This is a genomic window from Streptomyces sp. NBC_00029, from assembly GCF_045160505.1.
Taxonomy (GTDB): domain Bacteria; phylum Actinomycetota; class Actinomycetes; order Streptomycetales; family Streptomycetaceae; genus Streptomyces.
On sequence record NZ_CP108292.1, the window covers coordinates 4,761,607 to 4,786,932 of the forward strand.

Genomic DNA, 25,326 nt, shown 5'->3' on the forward strand with positions numbered 1-25,326 from the left:
GCTCCCGTCGTCGTGTGCGCCGTGGCCTAGTTGGCCGGGTCGGACTTGGCGGCTATGGCTTCCTCGACGACCGTCACGACGGCGGCGAGGTTGACCATGCGGGAGAGTTCGGCCTGGTCGATGTCGGTGCCGAAGACGCGCTCCAGCTGCGAGAGGATCTCGATGGCGCCCATGGAGTCCGCCTCGTGGTCCTCCTTGAAGCGGCTCGTGTCGGTCATCTCCTCGGGCTCGATCTCGAGGATGTCGCAGATGATCTCCTTGATCCGGTCGCGGGCTTCGATGTCGAGGTGGTTCGCTGCGGTTGTCATGCCGCTGATGCTGGCGGACGCCCCTGACGCCCCCCTGACCTGAAGCTGACCGGTGCCTGAGCCCCTGCTGACCCGCCGCTGACCGGGCACTGACCCGCCGCTGACGATCCGCTGACCGCGTCCTGAAGGGCGGCTGAGGCCGGGCGGGGCTCAGGCTGCGACGGGCGAGGGGAGGTGGCGACGCAGCTCCGGGAACTCGGCGGGGTGGCGCCGCATCCAGGTCCAGTAGGCGGGCCGCGAGCGGGCGTACGCGCAGTAGTACGCGCGCAGGGCGTCGACCAGCGCGTGCAGGGTCTCGTGGGAGACGGCGCTGCCCCGCCACCTGAGCACCAGCTCGACCCGTGCGGTTCCGGTCACCGGTACGAGGGCCACACCGGGCAGCGCCCCGGACGGCGTGGTCAGCGCGGCCACGCCCTGGTCGCGCACCCAGTGCATGGCCTCCTGGTGGCTGTCGACGTGGTGCAGCACGCGGTCGGGGCCGCGGCCGCCGGCCTCGAGCACGCGCCGCTCGACGGTGTGGAACCAGTGGTCCGGGGAGGAGCGCACCCAGGCCAGCCCGCAGCGGTCGGCGAGCTCCACGAGCCCGGCCGGGTCCACCGGTCCGCCGGTGGTGAGGGGATGGCCGTGCGGGACGGCGAGCCAGACCGGTTCGCGGACGATCAGGCTCCGCGCGAGGGCGGGTTCGTCGTCGCCCCCGCCGTCGCCGAGGGCGCCGCCGAAGGCCGGCCCGGGCACCTGCGGCACCAGGGCCGCGGCGAGCGTGCCGCGTCGTACGGCGTCCAGGGCGGCCGCGGGGTTCAGCGTGCGGGTCTGCACGACGGCGTCCGGCAGCGCGGCCTGGAGGGCTTCGCGCAGGGTCGGCGGTGTCCATTCGGTGCTGCCCAGACGCAGCGGGCCGGCGGAGCCGGCCAGCGCCTCGGCCATCACCTCGTCCGCCTGCCGGACCAGGTCGGCCAGGCGCGGTACGAGCCGCGCGCCCAGCTCGGTCGGGGTGACCCCGGACCGGGAGCGCACGAAGAGGTCTCCGCCGACGGCTCTTTCGATACGGCGCAGTTGTGCGGTGAGGCTCGGTTGTGGAAGCCCCAGTTCCTGGGCTCCGGCGGAAATGCTGCCGGAGTTGCTGATCGTGACGACAATACGAGCGTGACGCAATTCGAGTTCCATGTCCTGCCCCTGTCGGCGGTTCCGGAAATGGCAATTCCGTCCGCGTGGTCCGGGCCGGCCGGACGGTCCGTTCCGGATTTCCCGGAACGGGCCGTCCGGGCAGCGGGGGCTGCGCGGACGGAACCCGTTCTTTCACGGTATAGGCGTTCCGCTTCGGGGCAAGGGAATTCAGCGGAACGTCAGCGGGAGGACAGTGGCGCATCAGCGGGACGACAGCGGGAACGCGCCCCGCCGCCGGGGTCAGTTCCGCCCGGCGTAGACGAGGGCCTGGCGGGGCTCCCCCAGCACGTCGTCCTGTTCGAGGATCGCCTGGTACGCCCGGTTCAGGGCGCGGCCGGGCTCCAGCCCGAGGTCGCCCGCGAGCCGGCGGCGCGCGCCGTGGAAGACCTCCAGCGCCTCGGCCTGCCTGCCCTCCCGGTACAGGGCCAGCATCAGCAGTTCGCTCAGCCGCTCCCGCTCGGGGTGCTCCTGGGCGAGCTGGCGCAGCTCCGGCACCGAGATGCGGTGGGCGGCGACGGTGAGCATGGCCGTGATGAGGTCCTCGTAGGCGGTGATCCGGCGTTCTTCCAGGTGGGAGGCGGCGAGCCGGATGCGTACCCCGTCCACCGAATCCATCAGGGCCGGCCCGCGCCACAGTGCGAGCGCCCGTTCCAGCTCGAGGATGGCGTGCGCCGGGTCGTCGTGGACCAGGGCGGCGCCGGTCTCGGCCTGCCGCAGGAAGCGGTGGGCGTCGACGCGTTCGGGAGCCAGGTCGAGCAGGTAGCCGCTGCCGACGGTGCGGATCAGCTCCGTCCCCTTGATCCCGGTCAGGGCTTCCAGGTACTTGCGCAGCCGGAGCACGTTGGCCTGGAGGGCGTTGCGTGCGTTCGTCATCCGCTGATGGCCCCAGAGCTCGTCCTCGATCTGGTCGGACGAGACCGTGGTGCGCGGTGAGAGGGCGAGGAACGTCAGGAGCGAGGTGACCCGCTTCGAGGCCATGGCATAGGTGCGGTCTCCCCAGGAAAGGGAGACGGAACCGAGTATGTTGATTTCCATTTCTGTAAACCCCCGTTGTCGTCGGCAGGCCCTCATGCTGTACCGGGGGGGCCGGGCGGGGGAAATACCATCCGGGCAGCCAAAAAGCGGCCACGTGGTATGGCCGGTCCGGTGCTCTTGTGGCGGTGGTGTCCTGTCGGCATACTGCCCGCCTCGCCTGACATTGCGCTGACGGTTCGAAGGCTGTCCGGAATTCGCCCCCCGCCAGCGACATTAGCCGAGCACTTAAAGGTCTGTGCCGGCCCGCTCCCCGTTCCTAGGCTCCGATCATCCGCGATCGGCAATCGAATGGGAGTCAACGGCATGCTCAACAAGATCGTGATTGTGGGCGGCGGCACCGCCGGCTGGATGACGGCCTCGTACTTCAAGGCCGCGTTCGGGGACCGCATCGACATCACGCTGGTCGAGTCCGGTCACGTCGGCGCGGTCGGCGTGGGCGAGGCGACGTTCAGCGACATCCGCCACTTCTTCGAGTTCCTCGGACTCAAGGAGAAGGACTGGATGCCCGCCTGCAACGCCACGTACAAACTCGCCGTCAAGTTCGAGAACTGGCGGGAGGAGGGCCACTACTTCTACCACCCGTTCGAGCAGATGCGGTCGGTCAACGGCTTCCCGCTCACGGACTGGTGGCTGAACAACGGTCCGACGGACCGCTTCGACAAGGACTGCTTCGTCATGGCCTCGGTCATCGACGCCGGCCTCAGCCCGCGCCAGGAGGACGGCACGCTCATCGACTCGCCGTTCGTCGAGGGCGCGGACGAGATGGCCGGACTGACGATGGTCGAGCACCAGGGCAAGACGCAGTTCCCCTACGCCTACCAGTTCGAGGCCGCACTGCTGGCCAAATACCTCACGAAGTACTCGGTCGAGCGCGGGGTCAAGCACATCGTCGACCACGTCGAGGAGGTCAAGCTCGACGAGCGCGGCTGGATCTCCGGGGTCACCACCACCGACCACGGCGACATCACCGGCGACCTGTACATCGACTGCACCGGCTTCCGCGGCCTGCTCCTCAACAAGGCCCTGGAGACTCCGTTCATCTCCTACAAGGACACGCTGCCCAACGACAGTGCCGTCGCCCTCCAGGTCCCGATGGACATGGAGCGCCGGGGCATCCTGCCGTGCACCACGGCCACCGCCCAGGACGCCGGCTGGATCTGGACGATCCCGCTGATGGGCCGCGTCGGCACGGGCTACGTCTACGCCAAGGACTACATCTCCCCGGAGGAGGCCGAGCGGACGCTGCGCGAGTTCGTCGGCCCGGCCGCCGCGGACGTTCCCGCCAACCACATCAACATGCGGATCGGCCGCAGCGAGAACTCCTGGGTCAAGAACTGCGTCGGCATCGGCCTGTCCAGCGGCTTCGTCGAGCCCCTGGAGTCCACCGGCATCTTCTTCATCCACCACGCGATCGAGCAGCTCGCCAAGAACTTCCCCGGGGACGACTGGAACCCGGTCCAGCGCGAGCTCTACAACGACTCCATAGCCCATGTCATGGACGGGGTGCGCGAGTTCCTCGTACTCCACTACGTCGCGGCCAAGCGCAACGACACCCAGTACTGGCGCGACGCGAAGACCCGCGCGATCCCCGAGTCGCTGGCCGCCCGCATCGAGAAGTGGAAGACGCAGCTCCCGGACTCCGAGACGGTCTTCCCCTACTACCACGGCCTGCCGCCGTACTCCTACATGTGCATCCTCCTGGGCATGGGCGGCATCGAGCTGAAGCCCTCCCCGGCCCTGGCCCTGTCCGACCCGGGCGCCGCCGAGCGCGAGTTCGAGGCGATCCGCGAGAAGACCCGCCAGCTCACCGAGGTCCTGCCCAAGGCCTACGACTACTTCGCCAGGATGCGCGCCTGAAGGCCGTCCCGCGGCCGGAAAGGGCTCTGAAGCCATGGAAGTTATCGACATCCTGACCCGCACCGCCCACGTCCTGGCCGTTCTCGCCGCGATCCTGCTGCTGGCCTGGGCGGGGCGGGCGGCAGCCCGTCTGCTGCGTCAGCCGGAGGTGATCGGCGAGATCACCACGGGCCTGCTGGCCGGTCCGGCCGCCCTCTACCTGATGGGCCCCGCGTCCTTCGACGCCGTGCTCCCCGTTCCGGTCCTGGACACCCTGAGGCTCATCTCCAAGGCGGCGCTCGCGCTGTTCCTGGTCGGCCTGGCCCACAAGCTGCAGACCGGCCCGGGGAAGCAGCCGCGCCGCACCACCGCCTGGGTCGCGGCGGGCTCGCTGGTCCCGCCGCTGGTCAGCGGCCTGCTCCTGGCGGCTCTGATCGTGGTGACCGACGACGCCGCAGCCCGCGGCGACGCCCCGTTCGCCGCCTTCGTGCTGATGATCGCCGTGAGCATGTCCATCACCGCGGTACCCGTGATGGCCCGCATCCTCACCGACCGGGGCATGAGCGAGTCCTCCGCGGGCCGGGTCGCGCTCGGCGCGGCCATCACGGTGGACGCCGTCGGCTGGCTCCTGTGCATGCTCGCCATCAGCCTCGGCGAGGGCAGCCTCGCCGGCTTCCTCCGCTCGACGCTGGCCCTGGCGGCCGGCGCCGCCTGCGCGCTGGCGATCCGCTTCGCGCTGCGCACCCCCCTCGCCCGGAAGGCGTACGGGAGGACCCCGCGCACGGTGGCCGTCGTCCTGGCGGTGGCCACCCTCGCGGTGGCGATCGCCATGGAGAAGATGGGCATGACCGCCATCGTCGGGGCCGCCCTGGTGGGCTTCGCGATCCCCCGCGACGAGCACGCCCCGTGGGCGCCCGCCGTCGACGGCATCGCCCGCTCCGGGCGTCTCCTGGTGCCCGCCTTCTTCGTGGTCACCGGCATCACGGTGCTGAACGGCAGCTTCTCGCAGGCGTCCTGGCTGCTGATCGCGGCCACGTTCCTGCTGGCCTGCGCGGGCAAGGGCGTCGGCGGATACCTCGGCGCCCGGCTCGGGGGCCGGCCGCCGGCCGACGCCCGGCGCGTGGCCGTCCTCATGAACACCCGCGGACTGACCGAACTGATCGTGCTCCAGGCCGGTTTCAGCGCCGGAATCCTCACGGGGCCCATGGTCCTGGCCCTGGTCGTGATGGCGTTGGCCACCACCGCCCTGACCGGGCCGCTCCTCGGCCTCCTCGACCACCGGGAGCGCCGCGTGCCCGGTCCGGCCGTGCAGGCCGGCTCCGCCGAACCCGAGCTCGCCCTGGCGATGGAAGGCAGCACCAGATGACCACTCAACCCACCACGGCGACCGCAGCCCAGGCGTCGGCCGACGCCTTCCGCTCGCTCATGAGCGAGTTCCCCACGGGAGTCTGCGCCGTCACCGCCCGCGACCTCGACGGCGAGCCGTGGGGCATGACCTGCTCCTCGGTCACCAGCGTCGCGCTCGCCCCGCCGACCCTGCTCGTCAACCTCAGGGTGGGCAGCCCCACCCTGAGATCCCTTCTCAACTCCGGTTCGTTCTCCGTCAACTTCCTGCACGCGGAGGCCCAGGAGACCGCCGAGCTGTTCGCCTCCGGCAATCCGGACCGGTTCGCGCTGACCCCCTGGGAGCAGCCGCCCGGCCCGGGCGGCCCGCACCTGGTCCGCGACGCCCACACCGTCGCGGACTGCGAGGTCGTCCTCACCCAGCGGATGGGCGACCACGTCACGGTCTACGGCGAAGTCCGCCGGATATCCCGGCAGCACAGCCTCCCGCCGCTCCTCTACGGGCAGCGGCAGTTCCGCTCCTGGTCGCAGACCTGACCCGTCCCGACCTGACCCCTCCCCCAAGCCGGCCCGCCCGGGACGGCTTCCAGCAGAAGGAAAAGCCATGACAGGGACACCGGACCCGCAGGGTCGGCACGTCGTCCGCCTGGAATCCGTACGGAAGACCTACGGCGGCTCGAAGAACGAGGTCACCGCTCTCGACAACGTGAGCATCGGCCTGGACCGGGGCACCTTCACCGCGGTGATGGGACCCTCCGGCTCCGGCAAGAGCACCTTCCTGCACTGCGCTGCGGGTCTGGACCGTCCCACCTCCGGCTCCGTGCTGCTGGACGGGGTGGACCTGTCGCGGCTGGGGGAACGGGAGCTCACGCAGTTCCGGCGCCGGCGGATCGGCTTCATCTTCCAGGCGTTCAACCTGCTCCCCGCGCTGTCCGTCCTGGACAACGTGACCCTGCCGCTGCGGCTGGCCGGCAAGCGGCCCCAGAAGGGCGCGGTCGCCGAGGTGCTGGAGCGGGTCGGGCTGGGCGGCCGGGAGAACCGCCGCCCGGGCGAGCTCTCCGGCGGCCAGCAGCAGCGCGTCGCCATCGCCCGGGCACTGATCACCAAGCCGGCGGTCATCTTCGGCGACGAGCCGACCGGCGCCCTGGACACCTACACGGCACGCGAGGTGCTGACCCTGCTCCGCGAGGCGGTCGAGCAGGCCGGCCAGACCATCGTGATGGTCACGCACGACCCGGTCGCCGCCTCCCACGCCGACCGGGTGCTGTTCCTCGCGGACGGCCGGATCGTGGATCACCTCGACCGGCCCACCGCCGACCAGGTCGCCGAGCGCATGACGCACCTGGGTGCCTGGGGCACCCGCCCGTCGGCCGTGGCCGCGGCGGCACAGGGGACCCTGCTGTGATCAGGATCGCGCTGCGCACCCTGCGCCACCACAAGGGCGGATTCATCGCCTCGTTCATCGCGCTGTTCTTCGGCGCGACCATCGTCGTGGCCTGCGGCGGTCTGCTGGAGACGGGCATCCACAACGCCGCCCCGCCCCAGCGGCTGGCCGCGGCCCCCGTCGTCGTGACCGGGGAGCAGCGCTACCTCGGGACCTCCAGCGAGATGGTCTTCCCCGAGAGGGTCCGCTTCGACGCGGCTCTCGCCGCGAAGATCGAGGCGGTCCCCGGGGTGGAGCGCACCGCCGCCGACGTCTCCTTCCCCGCCTCCCTGGCACCGGCCGGCGGCAAGGGCCCGGCCGCACAGGTCACCGGCCACGGCTGGGCCTCCGCCGCCCTCACCCCGTACCGCATCACCCAGGGCTCCGCGCCCGCGGACACCGGTCACGTCGTCCTGGACACCCGGCTCGCGCAGCGGGCGGGCCTGACCCCCGGCTCCCGGGTCGAGATCCGCTCCGGCGGCGCTTCCCGGACGTACGAGGTATCCGGCCTGGCGGAGGGCGACGGCGAGGCCGGCGGGGTCTTCCTGTCCGATGCCGCCGCCCTCGCCGCACGGGCCGCCGCCGGACTGCCCGGCACCGTCGACAACATCGGCGTCTTCCCGGCCTCCGGCGCGGACACGGCCGCGGTGGCCGACGCCGTCCGCAAGGCGGTCGCCGGAGCGCAGGTGTCGGTACTGACCGGTGACGAGCGGGGCCGCGCCGAGAACCCGGGCGTGATCGACGACGGCAGCGACCTGATCCCGCTGGCCGCCGCGTTCGGCGGACTGTCCGCCATGGTCACCGTCTTCGTCGCCTCCTCCACCCTCGGCCTGTCCATCCAGCAGCGGCAGCGCGAGATGGCCCTGCTGCGGGCCATCGGCACCACCCCCGGCCAGCTGCGCCGGCTGATCCTGGGCGAGACCGTCCTGCTGGCGGCCATCGCCACGGCGCTGGCGTGCATTCCCGGGCCACGCGTCGGACGCTGGCTGCTGAGCGCCTTCGCCGACGCGGGCGTGGTCCCCGAGACGATCGTCTTCCGCGCCGGATCCGTCCCGCTGATCGTCGGCGTGGGCACCGCGTTCGTCACCGCCGTCGGCGCCGCGTTCATCGCGGCCAACAGCGCGGCCCGGACCCGGCCCACCGAGGCGCTCGCCGAAGCGGGCCTCCAGCGCCGGTGGTTCAGCGGCTTCCGCTCGGTCCTGGGGCTGTTCTGCCTGATCGGCGGAGCCGCCCTGGCCGTCGGCACGGCCGGTACGGACGGCCCGGACGCCGGGAGCGTCGCCACCCCGGCGGCGATGGTGTGGACGATCGGCTTCGGTCTCCTCGGCCCGGTCCTGGCCCGGGGCATCACGGCCTCGCTGCGCCGCCCGGTGCGCGCGCTGTCCGGGCTCTCCGGACACCTCGCCACCCGCAACGCCAAGGCCCGTACGGCCCGGCTCGCGGCGGCGGTGATGCCGGTGATGCTCGCCACCGGTCTGGCCGTCGGCCTGATCTACATGCAGACCACTCAGGCCGACGGCGCCGACCGGGCGTTCGACGAGAGCCTGCGGGCCGACGCGGTGGTGACCTCCGTGTCCGGCGGCATGCCGCTGGAGACCGTGGACGCGATCCGCGGCCTGCCCGGGGTCGAGGCGGCCTCCGCCCAGGTCCCCAGCCTCGGCTTCATCGAGCCCGACGTACCGGTCGACCCGACCGCGAACGGCGGTGACGGGGAGTCGAGCGCCCCGCAGCCCACCGAGGTGTCGATGCAGGGCGTCACCCCCGAGGGGGTCGCGCGGACGACCTCCTTCCGGGCCGCCTCCGGCAGCCTGGACCGGCTGCGCGGTGACACCGTCGCCCTGCCGGCCCGGTACGCCGGCGACCGGAAGATCGGCGACACCGTGCCGATGCGCCTGGGCGACGGCACTCGCGTGGACCTCGAACTGGTCGCCACCGTCGACGGCAAGCGCGGCTACGAGACCGCCCTGGTCCCGGCATCCGTACTGGTGGGGCACACCGACGCGGGACTCGTCCCGCAGATCATGGTGAGCGCCGCGCCGGGCACCGACCGGGCCGCCCTGGAGGCGTCGCTGCGCACCCTCGCCGACCGGCAGCCCGGCCTGCGGGTCACCGACCGGCAGGCGCTGACGGCGGTCGCCGCGGACAACAGCGACACCCAGTCCTGGATGGCCTACCTGGTCCTGGCCGTGGTCGTCGGCTACGCGGCGATCGCCCTGGTCAACACCCAGGTGCTGGCCACCACCGAGCGCCGGCGCGAGTTCATGCTCCAGCGGCTGATCGGCGCCACCCGCCGGCAGGTGATGCAGATGATGGCGATGGAGGCGGTCCTGGTCTCCGTGGCGGGCATCGTCCTCGGCCTGCTGGTGGCGCTGCTGACCCTGGTGCCCTTCAGCATGAGCGTGCTGGGCACGACGCTCCCGACGGGCTCCCCGTGGATCCTCGTCACGGTGGTCGGCGGCGCCCTGGGCCTGACCCTGGCCACGACCCTGCTGTCGGCGGGCGCGGTTCTGCGCGGCAGGCCCGGCGACCTGGCGGGCATCAAGGAGTGACCCCGCGCGTACGAACGGCCGCCCCCCGCACGGAGATTCCGTGCGGGGGGCGGCCGTGTGCGCCGGGCGCGAGCGCTGCCGTCCGCGTACGTCAGGACGCGTGCTGCAGGACGCCGGCGGGCGGGAGAACCGCGGCCGGCGGCCTGTGCCGGCTTCCTGCGGCGGACTGCACGGCCATGCCCTTGAGCAGAGCGGCGCCGAGTGGGGTCAGGGTGTGCAGCACGGTGTTGCGTACGCGGCGCGTCGTGATCAGGCCCGTCCGGCGCAGCACGGCCGTGTGCTGGCTGGCGCCGGCTGCCGAGATGCCGAGCCGGTCGGCGAGCTGGGTCGTGGTGCAGCTGGCCCGCAGCACGTGCAGCGCGGCCGCCCGGGTCTGGCCGACCAGGGCGCCCAGCGACTGCCCGCTGTCGTCCGGCTTGTCCCACAGCGCGGTCGCCTGGTGGCTGTCCGGCGGCGCGGCGAACGCCAGCACCACCGGCGCGGACGGGTCCAGGCTGCGGGTGACGCGGCCGGCCCGGTGGGCCAGGAACACCGATGGCGCCAGCACCAGGCCGCGTCCGTCCAGGTGGATGTCCGTGTCGGGCCCGTCGTGGATCTCCAGCACCGGCGCCCGCCAGGTGATGCGGGAGTGCAGCGTGGTCAGCAGCAGTTCGGCCCCGCCGCCCATCAGCACCCGGCCCCGGGCCTCGCACTCGACCTCCAGGAACGCCAGCAGGTGGTCCCAGTACGGGGCCACCGCGGTCTGCCACACCCGGGTGAGGTCGCCCCCCGCCGCGCCCTGCTCGATGATCCGCAGCAGGGCGCCGAGGGCGGCCTCGCCGTCCGTACCGGGGCCGGCCGGAGCGGCGGGGCCGCCGGCCAGGGGCCGGAGCCGGTCCCCGACCTGGCTGCGCCAGCGCGCGAACGGGGCGCTGACGCCCCGTCCGAGGAGTCCGTGGGCGAAGGCCGACTCGACCAGCGGTCCCGCCGTGATCTTCAGGCGGGTGCGGGCGACGTCAGCAGCGGTGAAATGGATCCTTTGCACAGTGAAGCCCCCGTGGTACCGCTAGGTGTCGTCGAAAATGGGGCGGCCGGGCACCCGCGTCCGCGGACGGGCCCGTTGCCGGGCCGCGGTCCGCCGCGCGTGTGCCCGGCCGGGTCAGGCCGGAGTACCGGTGAGCGTGACGAAGACGTCGTCGAGGGTGGGCCTGCGGAGGGCGAAGTCACTGACCTCCACACCCTCCAGCCGCAGGGTCCCCGCGGCCGACGCGATCGTGCCCAGGCCGTCGCCGACCGGGATGGAGACCACGCCGCGCACGGCGTCCACGGACGGTTCCGCCGCCGTGATCCGGCGCAGCGCGGTCACCGCGTCCTGCAGGCGGTCCGGCACGGCCACGGTCACCTCCAGCCGCTCCTCGCCGACCTTGCGCTTGAGTTCGTCCGGGGTGCCCTCCGCGATGACGCGGCCGGAGTCGATGACCGCGATGCGGTCGGCGAGGAAGTCGGCCTCCTCCAGGTACTGGGTGGTCAGCAGCACGGTGACCCCGTCCTCGACCAGGTCCCGTACGACCGTCCACAGGCCCATCCGGCTCACCGGGTCCAGCCCCGTGGTCGGCTCGTCCAGGAACAGCACCGACGGAGTCGCGACCAGGGAGGCCGCCAGGTCCAGCCGGCGGCGCATACCGCCCGAGTAGGTGCGGGCCAGCCGGTCTCCGGCCGCGGTCAGGTCGAAGCGCTCCAGCAGCTCCTGGGCCCGCACGCGGGTGGCGGCGCGTCCCAGATGGACGAGCGTGCCGATGAGTTCGAGGTTCTCGCGGCCGGTGAGCATCTCGTCGACGGCCGCGTACTGGCCGGCCAGGCCGATCCGGCGGCGCACCTCGTGCGGCTCGCGCACGATGTCGTAGCCGGCGACCGTGGCGTGGCCGCCGTCCGGTTCGAGCAGCGTCGCGAGCATGCGTACGGTGGTGGTCTTGCCCGCACCGTTGGGGCCGAGCAGGCCCAGTACCGTGCCGGCGGGGACCTCCAGGTCCACACCGCCGAGCGCCTCGTGGCTGTCGTAGCTCTTGCGCAGTCCCTCCGCGCGAATGGCCATGTCCACGTCCACAGTTGTCTCCTCCGCCCCGGACCCGTGCCCGATCAGGCGGACGACTCGGCGCCGGCGGCCGCACGGAGCCCCGCCGGACGCATGTCCGTCCAGGTCTCCTCCACGTAGGCGAGGGCCGCGTCGCGCGGGCCCTCGCCCAGGGCGACGGTCCAGCCCTCGGGGCGCGGGGCGAAGGCGGGCCAGAGGGAGTGCTGGCCCTCGTCGTTCAGCAGCACCAGAAAGGTTCCGTCTTGGTCGTCAAAGGGGTTCGACACGTCGCTCACTCCGTCATCCGGGTCGTCAGGGACGGGCCGTGGCCCGCCCTGTGAGAATCCTGGACGGCGCTGACGGGTCGCTGAGCTGCGTCTGACGACTGCGGGTGATTTGCTAACCCCTCCGGTATGAAGCGTTCCGGTGAGAGGCCGGTGCGACCGAGGTGCGATCCCGGTGCGAGGCGTTCCGGCTATCCGCGGTCCGCCCGCGCCCGGGTCGCGGCGATGTCCGTCTTGCCGTTGGCGTTCACCACGATCTCGTCCACCAGGTGCACCGCACCCGGTACGAGCGCCGAGGGGAGCGCGGCGGCCAGGGTCCCCCGCACCACCTTCGAGAACTCCTCCGCGCCCGGCCGCGGACCCCGGCCGCCGAGCCGGACGTACAGCTCCAGGGTGTCCACCGGCCCGCGCACGATGTCGAAGGCGGCGTCCGCCACCCCCGGGACGCCCAGGACGTGGTGGCGCAGCTCGCCCAGCTCCACCCGGTGGCCGTTGACCTTCAACTGGTCGTCACCCCGGCCGAGATAGAGCAGCTCGCCGTCCGCGAGCAGTTCCACGGTGTCCCCGGTGCGGTAGGCGCGTCCCGGGCCCGGTCCGCCCAGTTCGCCCTCGTCGAGGAACTTCCCGGAGTCCGCGCCGCCGAGGTACCCGGCGGCGACCGCCCGCCCGGCGATGACCAGCTCGCCGGGCGTGCCCGGCGCCACGGGACGCAGACCCTCGTCGACCACGTACGCCCGGGTGTTCCAGGCGGGCCGGCCGATCGGCACGGTGGGGGTCGAGGGAACGCTGTCGCGGTCGAAGCGGTAGGCGCAGCACCCGATGGTGGTCTCCGTCGGGCCGTAGTGGTTGACGAGCAGCACGCCGTCCAGCCGGGACCGGAGCGAGGCGATGAGGGCGGGGTCCAGGCCCTCGCCGCCGAACATCAGCAGGCGCGTGACGCGGTCGTAGCGCGGCGGCTCGGCCAGCACGTCGAAGAAGCGGGCGTGCGACGGGGTCATCTTCACGAAGGTGTACGGGTCCCCGCCCTCCCCGAACAGGGTCTCCTGGTCCCAGATCCCGGCGACGGTGGTGACGGTGCGACCCTGCGCGAGGGGCACCCACAGGGAGGTCATCGCCAGGTCGAAGCCGAGGCTGCCGAAGAGCGGGCTGCCGCTTCCGCTGTCCGCTCCGCCCACGAGATCGCCGCACCAGGCGACGTAGTTGGTGAGCGAACCGTGCGGGACCATGACGCCCTTGGGGGTGCCGGTGGAGCCGGAGGTGAACACCACGTACGCGATGTCGTGCGGCCCCGGGAGCGCCGGTTCCGGCAGCCCGGCGGCCTCGGGCAGCTCCCGTACGTCGATGACGGGCACGCTCAGGGCGGGCAGCGTCCCGCCGCCCCGGGCGCCGTCGTGGAGCAGGGCCGTCGGGGCCGCTCCCGCCAGGACGGACGCGGTCCGCTCGCCGGGGTGGGTCGGGTCGATCGGCACGTAGGCCGCGCCGAGGGCCATCACCCCGAGCGCCCCGGCCACCGTGCCGGCGGTGCGGTCGGCCCATACTGCGACGCGGTCACCGGGGCCGGTACCGGCCTCGCGGAGGGCGGCTGCGACGGCGAGGGAGCGCTGCCACACCTGCCGGTAGGTGATGCGCTCCCGGCCCGAGCGGATGGCGACGGCGTCCGGGCGGGTCCGGGCGTGCCCGCGCACCAGGTGCACGAACGACTCGGCCGTGACGGGCCGGACCTCGCCGGCGATCGAGCTGGGGTGGGGTGCTGAGAGCATCGCTCCTCCTGTGTTCGCCCGGGCGGCCCTCCGCGGTACGGGGCGGGCTCGGTGCAGCCTGTCCCGTGCGGGCCGCTGCGGGACAGGCTGTTAAGCGCCTGCCAAATGTCCGCCCGCGGGCCCGCGTCCGGGCCCGCCCGTCACGTGGCGGGCGGGCACCGCCACGACCGCGAGCAGCAGCCCGTTCCCCGCGGCCCAGCGGCCGCCCAGCAGCTCTTCGGACCCGTGCCGGATCCGTGCGCGGAACCGGCCGTCCGCGGGCGGCCCGCAGAAGGCCACCTCCACGTCGCGGAACCCGAGCCGGACCCGGGCCTGCGGGAACCAGGCCTTGTACGCCGCCTCCTTGGCGCAGAACAGCAGCCGGTCCCAGCACACGCCCGCGCCGGAAGGCCCCGGCAGCGCGGCCCGCTCGGCGGGCAGGGCGATCGTCTCCAGGACCCCCGCGCGCAGCGGCCGGTCCGGTTCCGCGTCGATGCCGAGCCGGGCCACGTCCGCGGCCAGGGCGACGGCCGCGGCCCGGTACCCCCGGGTGTGGGTCAGGCTCCCCACCACCCCGGCGGGCCAGCGGGGCACCCCGTCCCCGTCCGGGAGCAGCGCCACCGGGGCGGCCGGCCGGCCGCTGCCGCCGAGCTCCCGCAGGGCCCGTCGGGCGCAGTGCCGCACGGTGGCGAACTCGCGCCGGCGGCCCGCCGCGACGTCGGCCACCACGGCCTCCTCGGCCGGCAGCAGCACCCCCTCGGGGGCGTCGCCGAAGGCGTCGGCGCCGGTGGCGCGGCCGGGCAGCAGGGCCCGGATCACCTCCGGATCACCTCTGGAACCGGGCGGCCCGGGCGACGGCCGCGCCGAGCACGGTGTCCGGCCGTCCGAGGTCGAAGGGCAGGTCGAAGTGGTGCCGTCCGGCCACCACCAGCTCGTTCACGTCCGCGGCCGGGCCCACGGCCGCCCGTACGGCCCCGGCGAACGCCGCCTGCTGCCGGCCGAAGGCATCCGTCTCGTGCATCCCGCGGGCGATGACCAGCGGCGGCAGCGCTCCCGGCCCCGGCACCGGCCCCGGCTCCGACCCGGCCCCGGCGGTCAGGCGGTGCAGCGGACTCACCTCGCGGGCCTCCTGCGCGTCCATGCCGAGCGCGTCGTTGACGTATGTACGGGTAAGCGGCTCCAGCTCGTAGACGCCGCTGATCAGCGTCGCGGACGCGATCTCGGCCGCCGCGTCCGTCCCGGCGGCCCGCCAGCCGGCGGTGTCCAGGAGTGCCGATGCCACCAGGTGGGCGCCGGCGGAGTGCCCGGCGAGGTGCACGGCCGAGGGCGCGCCGGGCAGTTCGGCCCGGCCCGCGCAGATCCGGCGTACGGAGTCGGCGGCCATGGCGGTGATCGCGCGCATCCGGTACCGGGGCGCCAGGCCGTAGCCGAGCGCCGCGAAGGAGATGCCCGCCGCCACGAAGTCCGCTGCCGCGAAGGCAGCTTCGGACCTGCTGAGTTCCTGCCAGTAGCCGCCGTGCACGAAGACCATCAGCGGCGCTCCCGGCTCGGCGGCGGGAAACAGGTCGAGCCGCTGCTCCGGCAGCGGCCCGCACGGCAGGCCGCGGTGCACCCGCAGGGTGTCGCGGGCCCGCGCGCTGTCGTCCGCGTAGCGCGCCAGGTACCGGTCGAGGTCGGCTACGAGCGAGCTGGGGGAATAGTCGAGGTCGAGTGCGGTCGTGGTCACGCCAGTTCCGCCCACACCTCGGGCAGTACCCGTCGGCGGGCCGCCGTCCACAGGTACGAGGCCCCGTCGGAGCCGGCCGTACCGGTGCTGCCGCCCAGGAACCGCTCGGCGAGGACGGCGTGCCGGGCCCGCCACATCGCCATCGCCTCGTCGAAGTCGAGCAGCGTCCGCCGCACCGCGTCGGCGGCCTCGCGGTCCGGGCCGCCGGCCGTGTAGTCGTGGTACGCCTCCTGGACGGACCGCTCCTCCAGCCTGGCGCGCAGCCGCTGCCGCTCGGTCGGGCTGAACCCGGCGGTGTTCAGGAAGCGGGTGTCGCGCAGCCCGCAGAGGTACTCGATCTCACGGAACTGCGCGGACTGGAAGCCGCTGGCCTCGCCCAGGGCGGTGCGGATCACCTCGAAGGCCGCCGGGGTGAGGGTGGCGAGCGCGTCGAACTGGCCCACGAGCGTGCGGAAGACGTGGGGGAGCGGAGCCGCGCGGCGGGCCGCGAGGAAGCCGTCGCCCGCGTCCAGGGCGGCGCGCACGTCCTCGAGGTGGCGCAGCGCGACGGCGAAGGAGATCTCGCAGCACTGGTGGGTGGCCAGGAACAGCACCCGCTCCACGTCGTCCTCGCGGACGCAGGCGGCCTCCAGGAGCTCTTCGAGCCGCAGGATCCGGCCGTACGGCGGGGCCTCGGGGGTGGCGTTCACGTGGACCTTCTTCCTCGCAGGGGCGAGCGCCGCTGCGGGTGCGGGGAAAGGGAGACGGGGAGGAGGCGGGAAGGGCCCCAACGGGAATGTGAGCGTAGTGAGGGGGGCCGCGGGCAACAGCGTCTTCAAGTGCTCGCTTAAAGGTCGCGGGGCCATGTGAGATCTTCATCTCACGGTGGTGAGCCCGGCACTGTCAGTGCTCAGCGGTTCCTCGCAGAATCATCAACGAACGGACAGGTACCGCTCGACTTCGAACAGAGGGAACCCACCCGCCATGACCAGCATTTCGGCCGGCACCAACGCCTTCTCGGGCGAATCCGCCGCTGCGCCCGCCCGCTCCTTCCGCCGCGGCCTGGTGATCCAGAACCTGGAGGCGGTGCCCGAGAACGCGTTGGCCGACTCGTGCATCATCTTCTGCACATCGGGTGTCCCCTGGGGCGTCCAGGCCGCGGCCTCCGGGCGGCTGGCGGCATGATCGATGCATGGAGCGCGCGCGTCGCTGCGCCGCTTACGGGGGATGACGTACTGGTGGGTTTCAAGACCCACTTGTGGCCGACGGTCGTACCGGACGACGCGGCCTACCTGGTGTCCCGGCGCGGGGTGACCGCGCTGCACGGCATCGAGGCCGAGGTGCTGGTCCCGCTGCTGGACGGCACCCGCACCGTGGCCGCCGTCCGCCGGGAGGCGGGGCGGACCCTGGACGCCGAGGACGTGGAGGCGGCCCTGTCGGCGCTGGCCGACGCCGGGCTGATCCGCTTCACGGCCGAGCCGCCCGCCGCACACCCGCCCGCCGCGCGGCAGGCGTCGGCCGCACCGCAGGCGTCCGCCCGGCTCGGCCGGGTGCCGGCGCAACGCGGACGCGGGACCGAAGCCGAGGCGTACTGGGACCTGGCCGGGCTGGACGGGCGCCGCTCGGCCGCCGAACTGGCCGCGGCCAGCGTCGCGATCGAGGCGCTGCCCGGCACCGACCCGGAGTCCGTCGCCGAGGCCTGCCGCGCCTCCGGCATCACCGTGGCCGACGATCCGCGCGCCGCCGCGCTGACGCTCGTACTGTGCGACGACTACCTCGCGCCCGGGCTGGCCGCCGTGGACGCGGCCCACCGCGCCGACGGCCGGCCGTGGCTGCTGGTCAAGACGTGCGGTACGGACCCCTGGATCGGCCCGTTCATGCGCCCCGGCGACGGACCCTGCTGGCACTGCCTGGCCGTACGGGTGCGCGGGCACCGCCATTCGGAGCTGCCGCTGCGCCGCGCCCTCGGTCTGGACGGTCCCGTGCCGCGGCCCCCGGCCGGGCTGGCCGCCGGCCGCGCGCTGGCGGCGCACCTCGCCGTCCTGGAAGCCGCGAAATGGCTCGCCGGGATGCGCACCGCCGAGCAGGACAGCATCCAGACCCTCGACACACTGCGGCTGCGCACCGCCGCGCATCCGGTCACCCGGCTCCCGCAGTGCGCGGGTTGCGGGGATCCGGGCCTGGTGGCCCGCCGGGTGCTGGCGCCGTTCGTACCGGCTCCGCGGCCGAAGGCCGTCGGGGCCGGCGGTGGCGACCGGGCGCTGACCCCCGCTCAGATGCTCAGCGCCTACGGACACCTGGTGGACCCCGTGACCGGGGTGGTGAAGGAGATCCGGCGGATCCCGGGCACCCCCGACTTCGTCCACTCGTACGTCTCCGGGCAGAACCTGGCCATGCGGGCGGCCACCTTCGCCGGGGTGAGCTCCGGGCTGCGCGCGCTCAACGGCGGCAAGGGCCGCACGGAGGAAGAGGCGCGCACCAGCGCGCTGTGCGAGGCGGTGGAGCGCTACAGCGGTACGCGGCACGGGGACGAGCCGGTGGTCCGGGACACCCTGCGCGGCCTGGGCACCGCCGCCCTGCACCCCAACTCCGTCCAGCTGTACGACCGGCGCCAGTACACGGAGCGGGAGTACTGGAACGCGCAGCACTCGCGCTTCCACTACGTCTCGGCCCCGTTCGAGGAGGACCGGCCGACGGAGTGGACCCCGGTGTGGTCGCTCACCGGTGGTGTCCAGCGGCTGCTGCCCACCTCGATGCTGTACTTCGGCCTCGGGGAGGACGGTCAGGCGGCCCGGGCGGGGTCCGCGACCCGGTCGGTGGCCGGAGCCGGAGCCGGAGCCGGGGCCGCGGCCGCGGCCGGGGACGGTCTGTGGGCCGACTCCAACGGCAACGCGGCGGGCAGCAGTCCCGAGGACGCGCTGGTGCAGGGGTTCCTGGAACTGGTGGAGCGGGACGCGGTGGCCCTGTGGTGGTACAACCGCACCCGTCAGCCGGAGGTGGACCTCGATGCCTTCGACGAGGAGTGGGTCGGCCGGGTCCGGGACGGGTACCGCCGGGCGCACCGCGAGCTGTGGGTGCTCGACCTGACCTCGGACATGGGAATACCGGTGATGGCGGCGCTCTCCCGCCGGACCGACAAGCCCGAACAGGACGTGATCTTCGGATTCGGAGCGCATTTCGATCCCCGCGTCGCGCTGCGCAGGGCGCTCTCGGAGATGGGCCAACTGCTGCCGGCGGTTTCCGGTGTACGGCCGGACGGTACGGGATACCGGGTCACCGATCCGGAGCCGCTCTCCTGGTGGCATCTGGCGACCGTCGGAAATCAGCCATACCTCATTCCTGATCCGGCCATTCCGGCTCGAACTCCCGGGTGCTGGCCGCATTACCGCACCGGCGACCTGCTCGAAGATGTTCACAATATTGTCGAGCTGGTGGGGAACAAGGGGATGGAACTCCTGGTCCTGGACCAGACGCGGCCGGATTTGGGTCTTCCAGTTGTGAAAGTAATCGTTCCGGGGCTGCGGCACTTCTGGGCCAGATATGCGCCGGGCCGCCTATTCGACGTACCGGTCGCCCTGGGCAGACTGGTCGAACCCACTCCATATGACCAGCTCAATCCCATTCCGTTGTTCGTCTGAGCCCCCTTCCCGTCCTTCTCCGCCTTCACTCGCCTATGCTCGCGAAGCAATTGCATCGGGACGGTCGAAGGGGGATCGACATGGCACTCCGCCACAGCTCAGAGGGTGAAGTGGCGGAGGCGGTGAGGGCGGAGGGGATTCTGCGCCGCAGCAGGGACCTGCCCCCGCCGCGGATGGCGCAGGTGATCCTCATCGTGGCGATCAGCTGCTACGTCGGCATCACCATGATCAACATCCTGCGGGCCGGTGTCGCCGGCCTGGACCTCGTCCTCGCGATGGGCTCGCTGGCGGCGATCTTCGCCCTCCAGCTCCTCCACTCGCGGCCGGGCGCCGGGCGCAAGCCCGTCGCGCGCAAGGTGCTGACGCTCGGGGTCCAGGCCGCCCTCACCTACCTGCCGCTCATCATGCTCAAGACCCAGTGGGGGGCGATGGCCGGCTTCCTCGCCGGGTCCGTGCTCCTGCTCCTGCCCCCGCGGCTGGGCTGGACGCTGTACGGGCTGGTGGGCGTCACCATGCTCGTCCCCCCGGTGCTGGAAGGCTGGCCGTTGATCGACTGTGTCTACGTCGTCCAGTCCACCCTGCTCACCGGGCTGGTCACCTTCGGGCTGACCCGCCTGTCGGAGCTGGTGCAGGTGCTCCACGAGAGCCGGGACGAGCTGACCCGGGCGGCCGTCACCCGGGAACGACTGCGGTTCGCCCGGGACCTGCACGACCTGCTCGGCTACAGCCTCTCCGCGATCACCCTCAAGGGAGAGCTGATCCACCGTCTGATCCCGGTCCAGCCGGCCAGGGCCAAGGAGGAGATCGAGGACGTCCTCGCCATCTCCCGGCAGTCGCTGGCCGACGTACGGCGGGTGGCCAGCGGCTACCGGGACATGTCCCTGGAGGAGGAGATCCGTTCGGCCGAATCGGTGTTGAGCGCCGCCGAGGTCGAGGCCGTGAGCGACATCCGGATGGGTCCGGTCAGTTCACCGGTGGACACGGTCCTGGCGACCGTGCTGAGGGAGGCCGTCACCAACGTGCTGCGCCACAGCCAGGCCGCACAGTGCGAGATCAAGGCCGTCGAGGAGGATGGCTTGATGACGCTGTCGGTCACCAACGACGGTGTCACCAAGGGGTATCGGGACAGCTCCCCGCACAGTGGCAGCGGTCTGGGCAATCTGGAACTCCGACTCCGCGCGGTGGGCGGGGAGCTGGAGGTGGACCGCGGCTCCGGCGACGTGTTCCGGCTGGTCGCGCGGGTGCCCGCACAGGGCGGGCCCGCCCGCGACCCCGAGGGAGCGACGGAGGACGAAGGTGCCGGGTTCGCCGCCTGAGTTGGCCCCTCTTTCCTGTCCGGAGCTGCCTTAAACCGGCCACGTTGATATGATCGACGTCACAAGATCGGCCGCGCGGACGGGGGAGCTCGCAAAGGTGATCAGAATCCTGCTGGCCGAAGACATGAACATGGTGCGCGGGGCGCTCGTGGCCCTGCTCAACCTGGAGGACGACCTGGAGGTCGTCAGCGAGCTGGAGCGCGGTGACGAGATCCTCGCCGCAGCCCTCGAGGTCAAGCCGGACATCGCGGTCATCGACATCGACCTGCCGGGTCTCGACGGGCTGAGCGCCGCCGTACAGATCCACGAGCACCTGCCCGAGTGCCGGACGCTGATGCTCACCAGCCTCGGCCGCCCGGGGACCCTGCGCCGGGCCCTGGCGGCCCAGGTCTCCGGCTACCTGCTCAAGGACGACTCACCGAAGGAACTGGCCAGCGCCATCCGCCGGGTGGTGGCCGGCCAGCGCGTCATCGACTCCAAGCTGGCCCTGGCCGCGTGGAGCGGGCTCGAAAGCCCGCTGACGGACCGCGAGACCGAGGTCCTGCGGATGGCCGCGCAGGGAGCCGAGGCATCGGAGATCGCCGGGGAACTGCACCTGTCCATCGGGACGGTGCGCAACTACCTGACGACCGTGGTGGCGAAGCTGAACGCCCGCAACCGCGTCGACGCCATCCGCATTGCCCGCGACGCGGGCTGGCTGGTCTAGGGGGTGTGCTGGGTCCTGTCGTCAAAGTCCCGCCCGGCCGGAGCTACTTTGACGACAGGACCTAGGCCGACTCGTCGGCGGGCGCGACCATCCCGGCGGCGCACAGGTAGCCGAAGATGTCCTTGGTCACGTTCCGCGGCAGCGGCAGCGCCGCCGAGGCCGCGGCCAGGGTGGTCGGCCAGGCCAGCATCATCGCCACCCAGGCCGCCTCGGGCCGGTGCAGTACCACCCGGTGCGGTGAGTCGACGGACTCCAGCACGCACTCGGCCCCCGATTCCGGCACGCTGAACGCCACGTGCCGGGGAAGCCGTACGCGGCGCTCGCCGGGCTGGCGGATCAGGACGAACGGGGCCACCGGCGACAGCGGGAAGACCGACAGCAGCGGCCCCTTGAGGTCCTCCACGCCGAGCGTGCGCACCACGAGGTGCGAGAGCTGCCGGAGCGCCGGCAGGGTGACGAGGGACAGGTCCTCCGACCCGCTCACGGCATTGCCCAGCAGCACCGGCCCGAGTTCCATCCGGCGGAGCGCCTCGCGCACCGCGGGACTGGGCCGGTCGAGCCGGTCCTCGCCCCAGCGGCTCGTGAGCAGCAGCGCGTCGCCGCCCGTGCCCTGGTCGACGACCACGTCCTCGGACAGCGACCAGAGATGGACGGTTGGGGCATCCCCAGTCGTGCGCCGCATATCGCACCTCTCTTGCCGGGCGGCGGGATTCGTCGAGTATGGCGCCGGGCCCAGGCCTCGGGACAGCCACTGAGTCATGTGGTGACCGTGAAGATTTCACGTCGTCCTTACACCGCGATCAGGTCCGCAACCGGCGGGTCCAGGGTCGGATCGCAGCCCAGTACCGCCCGGTGCAGTTCCTGCAGCCGCCGCGACGGCTCGATCCCCAGCTCGCTGACGTACGTCGAGCGCAGCCGCCGGAAGACCTCCAGTGCCCGCGAGGCCCTGCCGCTGCGGTACAGCGCGAGGATCAGCTGCGCGTGCAGGTTCTCCTGCAACGGATACAGCGAGGTCAGCGCCGTCAGCTCGCTCACCAGCCGGGTGTGCGCGCCGAGCCGCAGCTCCGCCCCGATCCGGGCCTCCAGCGCGGCCAGCCGGACCTCGTCCAGCCGCAGCGCCTCGGCCCGCAGCACGCCGCCCTGCTGGACGTCGCACAGGGCGGGGCCCCGCCACGCGGCGAGCCCGGAGGCCAGCAGGCCGGCACCCCGCTCGTCGTCCCCGGCCGCCAGCGCCCGGTTGGCCTCCGCCACGGTCGCCTCGAACTCCCGGGTGTCGACGCGGGCCGCGGCCGACCCGAGCCGGTAGCCCCCGTAGCCGGTGGCCACGATCTCCTTGGGGTCGGTGCCGGTGACGCCCGCGATCCGCTGGCGCAGGTGCTTCACGTACGTCTGCACGGCGGCGGTCGGCCCGCTGGGCGGGCAGCCGCCCCACAGCTCCTCGACGATCGTCCCCATGCTCACCTCGCGCCCCAGGTTCACGGCCAGCAGCGTGAGCAGCCTGCGCTGCTTCGCGGCGCTGGGTACGACGGACCTGCCGCCGACCGTGACGACGAGGGGTCCCAGCAATCCGATCTCCACGCGTTCCATGCCCGCTCCCTTCGGTGAGGCCCTCAGGCTCGCACCCGCACCCCTGGCCGGGACAGTTACCCAGACACCACTTGGCTGTGAACCGCCGCCTCCCGCCGTATGAGAACTTCACACTCCGGGCGCGGTGACGACTTTCGTCGTACGGGGCGCGACGAAAGAGGGCGGACGGGGTGGCGTGCGGGTGTTTAGGGTCGGGCGGGTGGATGCGAAGGCGAAGACGCGTGCCGGCTGGGACTGGCTGAAGGGCCCGGAGCCGTGGACCCGGCGGATGCTGGCGGGGGACCTGGCGGTTGCCGTGGTGCTGGGCATCCTCGGCCTGGGCGTCGCGGAGCTCGACCGCGTTTCCTGGCAGCGCATGCTGGGCGGCGGCGTGGCGGTGATCGCGCTGACGCTGCTGCGCCGCAGGCTGCCGGGAACCACCCTCGTGCTCGGCTCGGCCGCGATCACGGCCCTGCCGGGGGCGTTCTTCGTCCTGCCGCTGATGGGCTGGTCGGCAGGGCGGCGGATCGTCGGGGTGGGCCGCGCGCTGGCCGCCTTCACGCTGGCCTTCGTGGCGGCGGTCGGCGTCAGCGTGCTGGACGAAGGGTCGCAGATACGACCGCTCCTGGTGATCGTGTTCTCCACGCTGATGTTCCTGGCGATGACCGTGATGCCCGGCCTGGCCAGCCGGTACTGGTCGCAGCGCCGCACCCTGCTGCGCGCGCTCCATGAGCGCAACGGGCAGCTGCTGCGCGAGCGGGCCATGGTCGCCGGGCAGGCGAGGCTGCGCGAGCGCCAGCGCATCGCCCAGGACATGCACGACAGCCTGGGCCACCAGCTGGCCCTGATCTCCGTGCACACAGGGGCGCTTGAGGTGGATCCGAAACTCACCGACCGTCAGCGCGAGGCGGTGGGTGTGCTGCGACAGGCCTCGGTGGCCGCGATGCACGAGCTGCGCGAGGTCGTCGGCATCCTGCGCGACGGGGTGGAGGCGCCCGCGCCCGTGGAGGAGGCCCAGCCCGCGGCCCGCGGGGTGGCCGGTATCGCGGGGGTCGTGGAGGCGGCGCGGGGCTCGGGGACCGATGTCCGGATGACCACGACGGGGCAGCCGCGGCCGCTGGTCGCGGCGTGCGACCACGCCGCGTACAGGATCGTGCAGGAGGCGATGACGAACGCGTACAAGCACGCTCCGGGGGCGCCGATCACGGTGGAGCTGCGGTTCGAGGACGACTCGCTGGTGGTGGAGATCGCCAATGGGCCGGCGGCGGGAGCCGCGGCGGACGAGGTGGTCTCGGGCGGGCAGGGCCTGACGGGACTGCGCGAGCGGGCCCGGCTGGTCGGCGGGATGGTGCACGCGGGCCCCGCCGAGGGCGGCGGGTTCCGGGTGGCGGGTGTCCTGCCGTACGGGGCCGAGCCGGCCGGCGTGGAGGACGTGGCCGACGACTTCGGACAGCGGGCCCAGGCCCGGACGATGGCGCAGGCGTATGCGGGCGGCCGGGCGCGTGGGCGCAACGGCGAACAGCCGATGGACTGGGACGCGGTGGACCGGGAGCTGGCCGTGCGCGTGCCCAGCCGCACCAGCGCCGTCGCGGTGGGCTGCGGGATCGCGTTCGCCGCGGTGGTGCTGCTGGTGATCGTGTTCGGCGCCGGAGCGCTGCTGCTGATGGACTCGGCCAGTGACGCGATGATCGGCCGGGACGAGTTCGACGCCGTGCACGTGGGCGAGGGGGAGCAGTCCGTCCGGGACCGGCTGCCGAGCGGGGAGAACTTCATGACCGCCGGGGCCGCCCGGAAGGGACCGCCCAGGCCACCGGGTTCGGAGTGTCTGGCCCTGCTGGCCGAGAACCAGCCGAGCACCCTGGGAACGGACCTGATCTTCCGGTTCTGCTTCCAGGACGGCAAGCTCGTGGAAAAGCAGGAGTACGAGGTCAAGCAGTAGGAGCGCGGGGTGACAGCCGAAGTGATCAGAGTGGTGATCGCCGACGACGAACCACTGATCCGGGCCGGGATCAGGATGATCCTGACCTCGGCGCCGGACATCGAGGTCGTCGCGGAAGGGGCCAACGGCAGGGAGGCGGTGGAGCTGGCCCGCTCGCACGCGCCCGACGTGGTGCTGCTGGACATCCAGATGCCGGTGATGGACGGCCTGACCGCGCTGGGGGAGCTGCGGCGGGCCGTGCCGGAGGTGCGGGCGCTGATCCTGACCACTTTCGGGGAGAAGGAGAACGTGCTGCGGGCGCTGGGCGAGGGCGGTGCGGGCTTCCTGCTCAAGGACTCGGCTCCGGGCGAGCTGATCGGGGCGGTCCGGGCGGCCGCGGCCGGGGACGCCTACCTCTCGCCCGGGGCGACCCGGCACGTGGTGGACCAGCTGGCCTCGGGGAAGGCCGCCGTGCGCGGTGAGGTGGCCCGGCGTCAGGTGGCGGAGCTCAGCGAGCGCGAGCGCGGTGTGCTGGCGCTGCTGGGCGAGGGGCTGTCCAACGCGGACGCGGGCCGCCGGCTGCACATGAGCGAGGCGACCGTGAAGACGTACGTGAGCCGGATCCTGGCGAAGCTGGGCTGCGAGAACCGCGTGCAGGCCGCACTGCTGGCCAGGGACGCCGGGCTCTAGGTACGGTCAGCCCGTTCTGGAAGCGATCAGTGAAGTGAACGGGTGGGGGCGGCGT

General features: G+C 72.8%; 23 protein-coding genes. 11 read left to right on the top strand and 12 right to left on the bottom strand.

Annotation, left to right across the window (positions count from 1 at the left end; genetic code table 11):
• Positions 1 to 26: 26 nt before the first annotated feature.
• The 3 genes from OG753_RS22275 to OG753_RS22285 all read right to left on the bottom strand — a co-directional run bounded on the left by OG753_RS22275 (position 27) and on the right by OG753_RS22285 (position 2,507).
• Positions 27 to 308, bottom strand: coding sequence for an acyl carrier protein (locus tag OG753_RS22275; RefSeq protein ID WP_327263446.1), 282 nt, complete (start codon positions 306 to 308; stop codon positions 27 to 29).
• Positions 309 to 458: 150 nt separating this feature from the next.
• Complete coding sequence (locus OG753_RS22280; protein WP_405789804.1) at positions 459 to 1,472, bottom strand: LysR family transcriptional regulator; 1,014 nt, start codon at positions 1,470 to 1,472, stop codon at positions 459 to 461.
• Positions 1,473 to 1,712: 240 nt separating this feature from the next.
• On the bottom strand, positions 1,713 to 2,507 hold the full coding sequence (locus OG753_RS22285) for an AfsR/SARP family transcriptional regulator (RefSeq protein WP_327263448.1): 795 nt from the start codon (positions 2,505 to 2,507) through the stop codon (positions 1,713 to 1,715).
• Positions 2,508 to 2,810: 303 nt separating this feature from the next.
• On the opposite strand from OG753_RS22285, the gene OG753_RS22290 reads away from it, so the two are divergent.
• The 5 genes from OG753_RS22290 (at position 2,811) to OG753_RS22310 (ending at position 9,659) form a co-directional block, all read left to right on the top strand.
• The gene (locus OG753_RS22290; protein WP_401277468.1) at positions 2,811 to 4,364 is read left to right on the top strand and encodes a tryptophan halogenase family protein; all 1,554 of its coding nucleotides are present in this window, start codon (positions 2,811 to 2,813) and stop codon (positions 4,362 to 4,364) included.
• Positions 4,365 to 4,398: 34 nt separating this feature from the next.
• Entirely contained in the window at positions 4,399 to 5,709 is a 1,311-nt protein-coding gene (locus OG753_RS22295) for a cation:proton antiporter (protein ID WP_327263450.1), read from the top strand.
• On the top strand, positions 5,706 to 6,224 hold the full coding sequence (locus tag OG753_RS22300) for a flavin reductase family protein (RefSeq protein WP_327263451.1): 519 nt from the start codon (positions 5,706 to 5,708) through the stop codon (positions 6,222 to 6,224). Before OG753_RS22295 ends, OG753_RS22300 begins: the two co-directional genes overlap by 4 nt.
• 67 nt (positions 6,225 to 6,291) lie before the next feature.
• On the top strand, positions 6,292 to 7,092 hold the full coding sequence (locus OG753_RS22305) for an ABC transporter ATP-binding protein (RefSeq protein ID WP_327263452.1): 801 nt from the start codon (positions 6,292 to 6,294) through the stop codon (positions 7,090 to 7,092).
• The gene (locus tag OG753_RS22310) at positions 7,089 to 9,659 is read left to right on the top strand and encodes an FtsX-like permease family protein (RefSeq protein WP_405789807.1); all 2,571 of its coding nucleotides are present in this window, start codon (positions 7,089 to 7,091) and stop codon (positions 9,657 to 9,659) included. The genes OG753_RS22305 and OG753_RS22310 overlap by 4 nt, the downstream gene beginning before the upstream one ends.
• Positions 9,660 to 9,750: 91 nt before the next feature.
• Here the strand turns inward: OG753_RS22310 and OG753_RS22315 are convergent, their stop codons facing one another.
• From OG753_RS22315 to OG753_RS22345, 7 genes are all read right to left on the bottom strand, one after another.
• Positions 9,751 to 10,683, bottom strand: a complete 933-nt coding sequence (locus tag OG753_RS22315) for a winged helix-turn-helix domain-containing protein (protein WP_327263454.1) — start codon at positions 10,681 to 10,683, stop codon at positions 9,751 to 9,753.
• 114 nt (positions 10,684 to 10,797) lie between these two features.
• Complete coding sequence (locus tag OG753_RS22320) at positions 10,798 to 11,736, bottom strand: ATP-binding cassette domain-containing protein (protein WP_405792766.1); 939 nt, start codon at positions 11,734 to 11,736, stop codon at positions 10,798 to 10,800.
• A 38-nt stretch (positions 11,737 to 11,774) separates the two neighbouring features.
• Complete coding sequence (locus OG753_RS22325) at positions 11,775 to 11,996, bottom strand: MbtH family protein (RefSeq protein ID WP_327263455.1); 222 nt, start codon at positions 11,994 to 11,996, stop codon at positions 11,775 to 11,777.
• Positions 11,997 to 12,184: 188 nt separating this feature from the next.
• A complete protein-coding gene (locus OG753_RS22330; RefSeq protein WP_405789810.1) occupies positions 12,185 to 13,753 on the bottom strand; it encodes an amino acid adenylation domain-containing protein in 1,569 nt (522 codons plus the stop codon).
• 90 nt (positions 13,754 to 13,843) lie between these two features.
• A complete protein-coding gene (locus tag OG753_RS22335; RefSeq protein ID WP_405789812.1) occupies positions 13,844 to 14,551 on the bottom strand; it encodes a 4'-phosphopantetheinyl transferase in 708 nt (235 codons plus the stop codon).
• 7 nt (positions 14,552 to 14,558) lie between these two features.
• Entirely contained in the window at positions 14,559 to 15,458 is a 900-nt protein-coding gene (locus tag OG753_RS22340; protein ID WP_405789814.1) for an alpha/beta hydrolase, read from the bottom strand.
• Positions 15,455 to 16,147, bottom strand: a complete 693-nt coding sequence (locus OG753_RS22345) for a tryptophan 2,3-dioxygenase family protein (protein WP_327263459.1) — start codon at positions 16,145 to 16,147, stop codon at positions 15,455 to 15,457. The genes OG753_RS22340 and OG753_RS22345 overlap by 4 nt, the downstream gene beginning before the upstream one ends.
• A 274-nt stretch (positions 16,148 to 16,421) precedes the next feature.
• On the opposite strand from OG753_RS22345, the gene OG753_RS22350 reads away from it, so the two are divergent.
• The 4 genes from OG753_RS22350 to OG753_RS22365 all read left to right on the top strand — a co-directional run bounded on the left by OG753_RS22350 (position 16,422) and on the right by OG753_RS22365 (position 21,097).
• Entirely contained in the window at positions 16,422 to 16,622 is a 201-nt protein-coding gene (locus OG753_RS22350; RefSeq protein ID WP_327263460.1) for a hypothetical protein, read from the top strand.
• Positions 16,619 to 19,075 (top strand): TOMM precursor leader peptide-binding protein, encoded by a 2,457-nt coding sequence (locus OG753_RS22355; RefSeq protein ID WP_405789816.1) that lies wholly within the window; start codon positions 16,619 to 16,621, stop codon positions 19,073 to 19,075. Before OG753_RS22350 ends, OG753_RS22355 begins: the two co-directional genes overlap by 4 nt.
• Positions 19,076 to 19,155: 80 nt before the next feature.
• Positions 19,156 to 20,391: a histidine kinase gene (locus tag OG753_RS22360; protein ID WP_327263462.1), complete on the top strand. Its 1,236-nt coding sequence runs from the start codon at positions 19,156 to 19,158 to the stop codon at positions 20,389 to 20,391.
• Between the two features lie 49 nt (positions 20,392 to 20,440).
• Entirely contained in the window at positions 20,441 to 21,097 is a 657-nt protein-coding gene (locus tag OG753_RS22365; protein ID WP_327263463.1) for a response regulator transcription factor, read from the top strand.
• A gap of 61 nt (positions 21,098 to 21,158) precedes the next feature.
• Here the strand turns inward: OG753_RS22365 and OG753_RS22370 are convergent, their stop codons facing one another.
• Positions 21,159 to 21,779: an NADH oxidase gene (locus OG753_RS22370; RefSeq protein ID WP_327263464.1), complete on the bottom strand. Its 621-nt coding sequence runs from the start codon at positions 21,777 to 21,779 to the stop codon at positions 21,159 to 21,161.
• A 107-nt stretch (positions 21,780 to 21,886) separates the two neighbouring features.
• Positions 21,887 to 22,684 (bottom strand): AfsR/SARP family transcriptional regulator, encoded by a 798-nt coding sequence (locus OG753_RS22375; protein WP_327263465.1) that lies wholly within the window; start codon positions 22,682 to 22,684, stop codon positions 21,887 to 21,889.
• A 199-nt stretch (positions 22,685 to 22,883) separates the two neighbouring features.
• Between OG753_RS22375 and OG753_RS22380 the strand changes: the two genes are divergently transcribed.
• Both OG753_RS22380 and OG753_RS22385 read left to right on the top strand, forming a co-directional pair.
• The gene (locus OG753_RS22380) at positions 22,884 to 24,602 is read left to right on the top strand and encodes a sensor histidine kinase (protein ID WP_405789819.1); all 1,719 of its coding nucleotides are present in this window, start codon (positions 22,884 to 22,886) and stop codon (positions 24,600 to 24,602) included.
• A gap of 9 nt (positions 24,603 to 24,611) precedes the next feature.
• Positions 24,612 to 25,271 carry a response regulator transcription factor gene (locus OG753_RS22385; RefSeq protein WP_327263467.1) on the top strand — a complete coding sequence of 220 codons (660 nt, stop codon included), beginning with the start codon at positions 24,612 to 24,614 and terminating at the stop codon, positions 25,269 to 25,271.
• The last annotated feature ends 55 nt before the right edge of the window (positions 25,272 to 25,326 follow it).

Bases quoted from the DNA above. Each gene is read 5' to 3' on its own strand.
- OG753_RS22275 (WP_327263446.1), bottom strand. From the start codon at position 308: ATGACAACCGCAGCGAACCACCTCGACATCGAAGCCCGCGACCGGATC.
- OG753_RS22280 (WP_405789804.1), bottom strand. From the start codon at position 1,472: ATGGAACTCGAATTGCGTCACGCTCGTATTGTCGTCACGATCAGCAAC.
- OG753_RS22285 (WP_327263448.1), bottom strand. From the start codon at position 2,507: ATGGAAATCAACATACTCGGTTCCGTCTCCCTTTCCTGGGGAGACCGC.
- OG753_RS22290 (WP_401277468.1), top strand. From the start codon at position 2,811: ATGCTCAACAAGATCGTGATTGTGGGCGGCGGCACCGCCGGCTGGATG.
- OG753_RS22295 (WP_327263450.1), top strand. From the start codon at position 4,399: ATGGAAGTTATCGACATCCTGACCCGCACCGCCCACGTCCTGGCCGTT.
- OG753_RS22300 (WP_327263451.1), top strand. From the start codon at position 5,706: ATGACCACTCAACCCACCACGGCGACCGCAGCCCAGGCGTCGGCCGAC.
- OG753_RS22305 (WP_327263452.1), top strand. From the start codon at position 6,292: ATGACAGGGACACCGGACCCGCAGGGTCGGCACGTCGTCCGCCTGGAA.
- OG753_RS22330 (WP_405789810.1), bottom strand. From the start codon at position 13,753: ATGCTCTCAGCACCCCACCCCAGCTCGATCGCCGGCGAGGTCCGGCCC.
- OG753_RS22350 (WP_327263460.1), top strand. From the start codon at position 16,422: ATGACCAGCATTTCGGCCGGCACCAACGCCTTCTCGGGCGAATCCGCC.
- OG753_RS22355 (WP_405789816.1), top strand. From the start codon at position 16,619: ATGATCGATGCATGGAGCGCGCGCGTCGCTGCGCCGCTTACGGGGGAT.
- OG753_RS22360 (WP_327263462.1), top strand. From the start codon at position 19,156: ATGGCACTCCGCCACAGCTCAGAGGGTGAAGTGGCGGAGGCGGTGAGG.
- OG753_RS22365 (WP_327263463.1), top strand. From the start codon at position 20,441: ATGATCGACGTCACAAGATCGGCCGCGCGGACGGGGGAGCTCGCAAAG.
- OG753_RS22370 (WP_327263464.1), bottom strand. From the start codon at position 21,779: ATGCGGCGCACGACTGGGGATGCCCCAACCGTCCATCTCTGGTCGCTG.
- OG753_RS22375 (WP_327263465.1), bottom strand. From the start codon at position 22,684: ATGGAACGCGTGGAGATCGGATTGCTGGGACCCCTCGTCGTCACGGTC.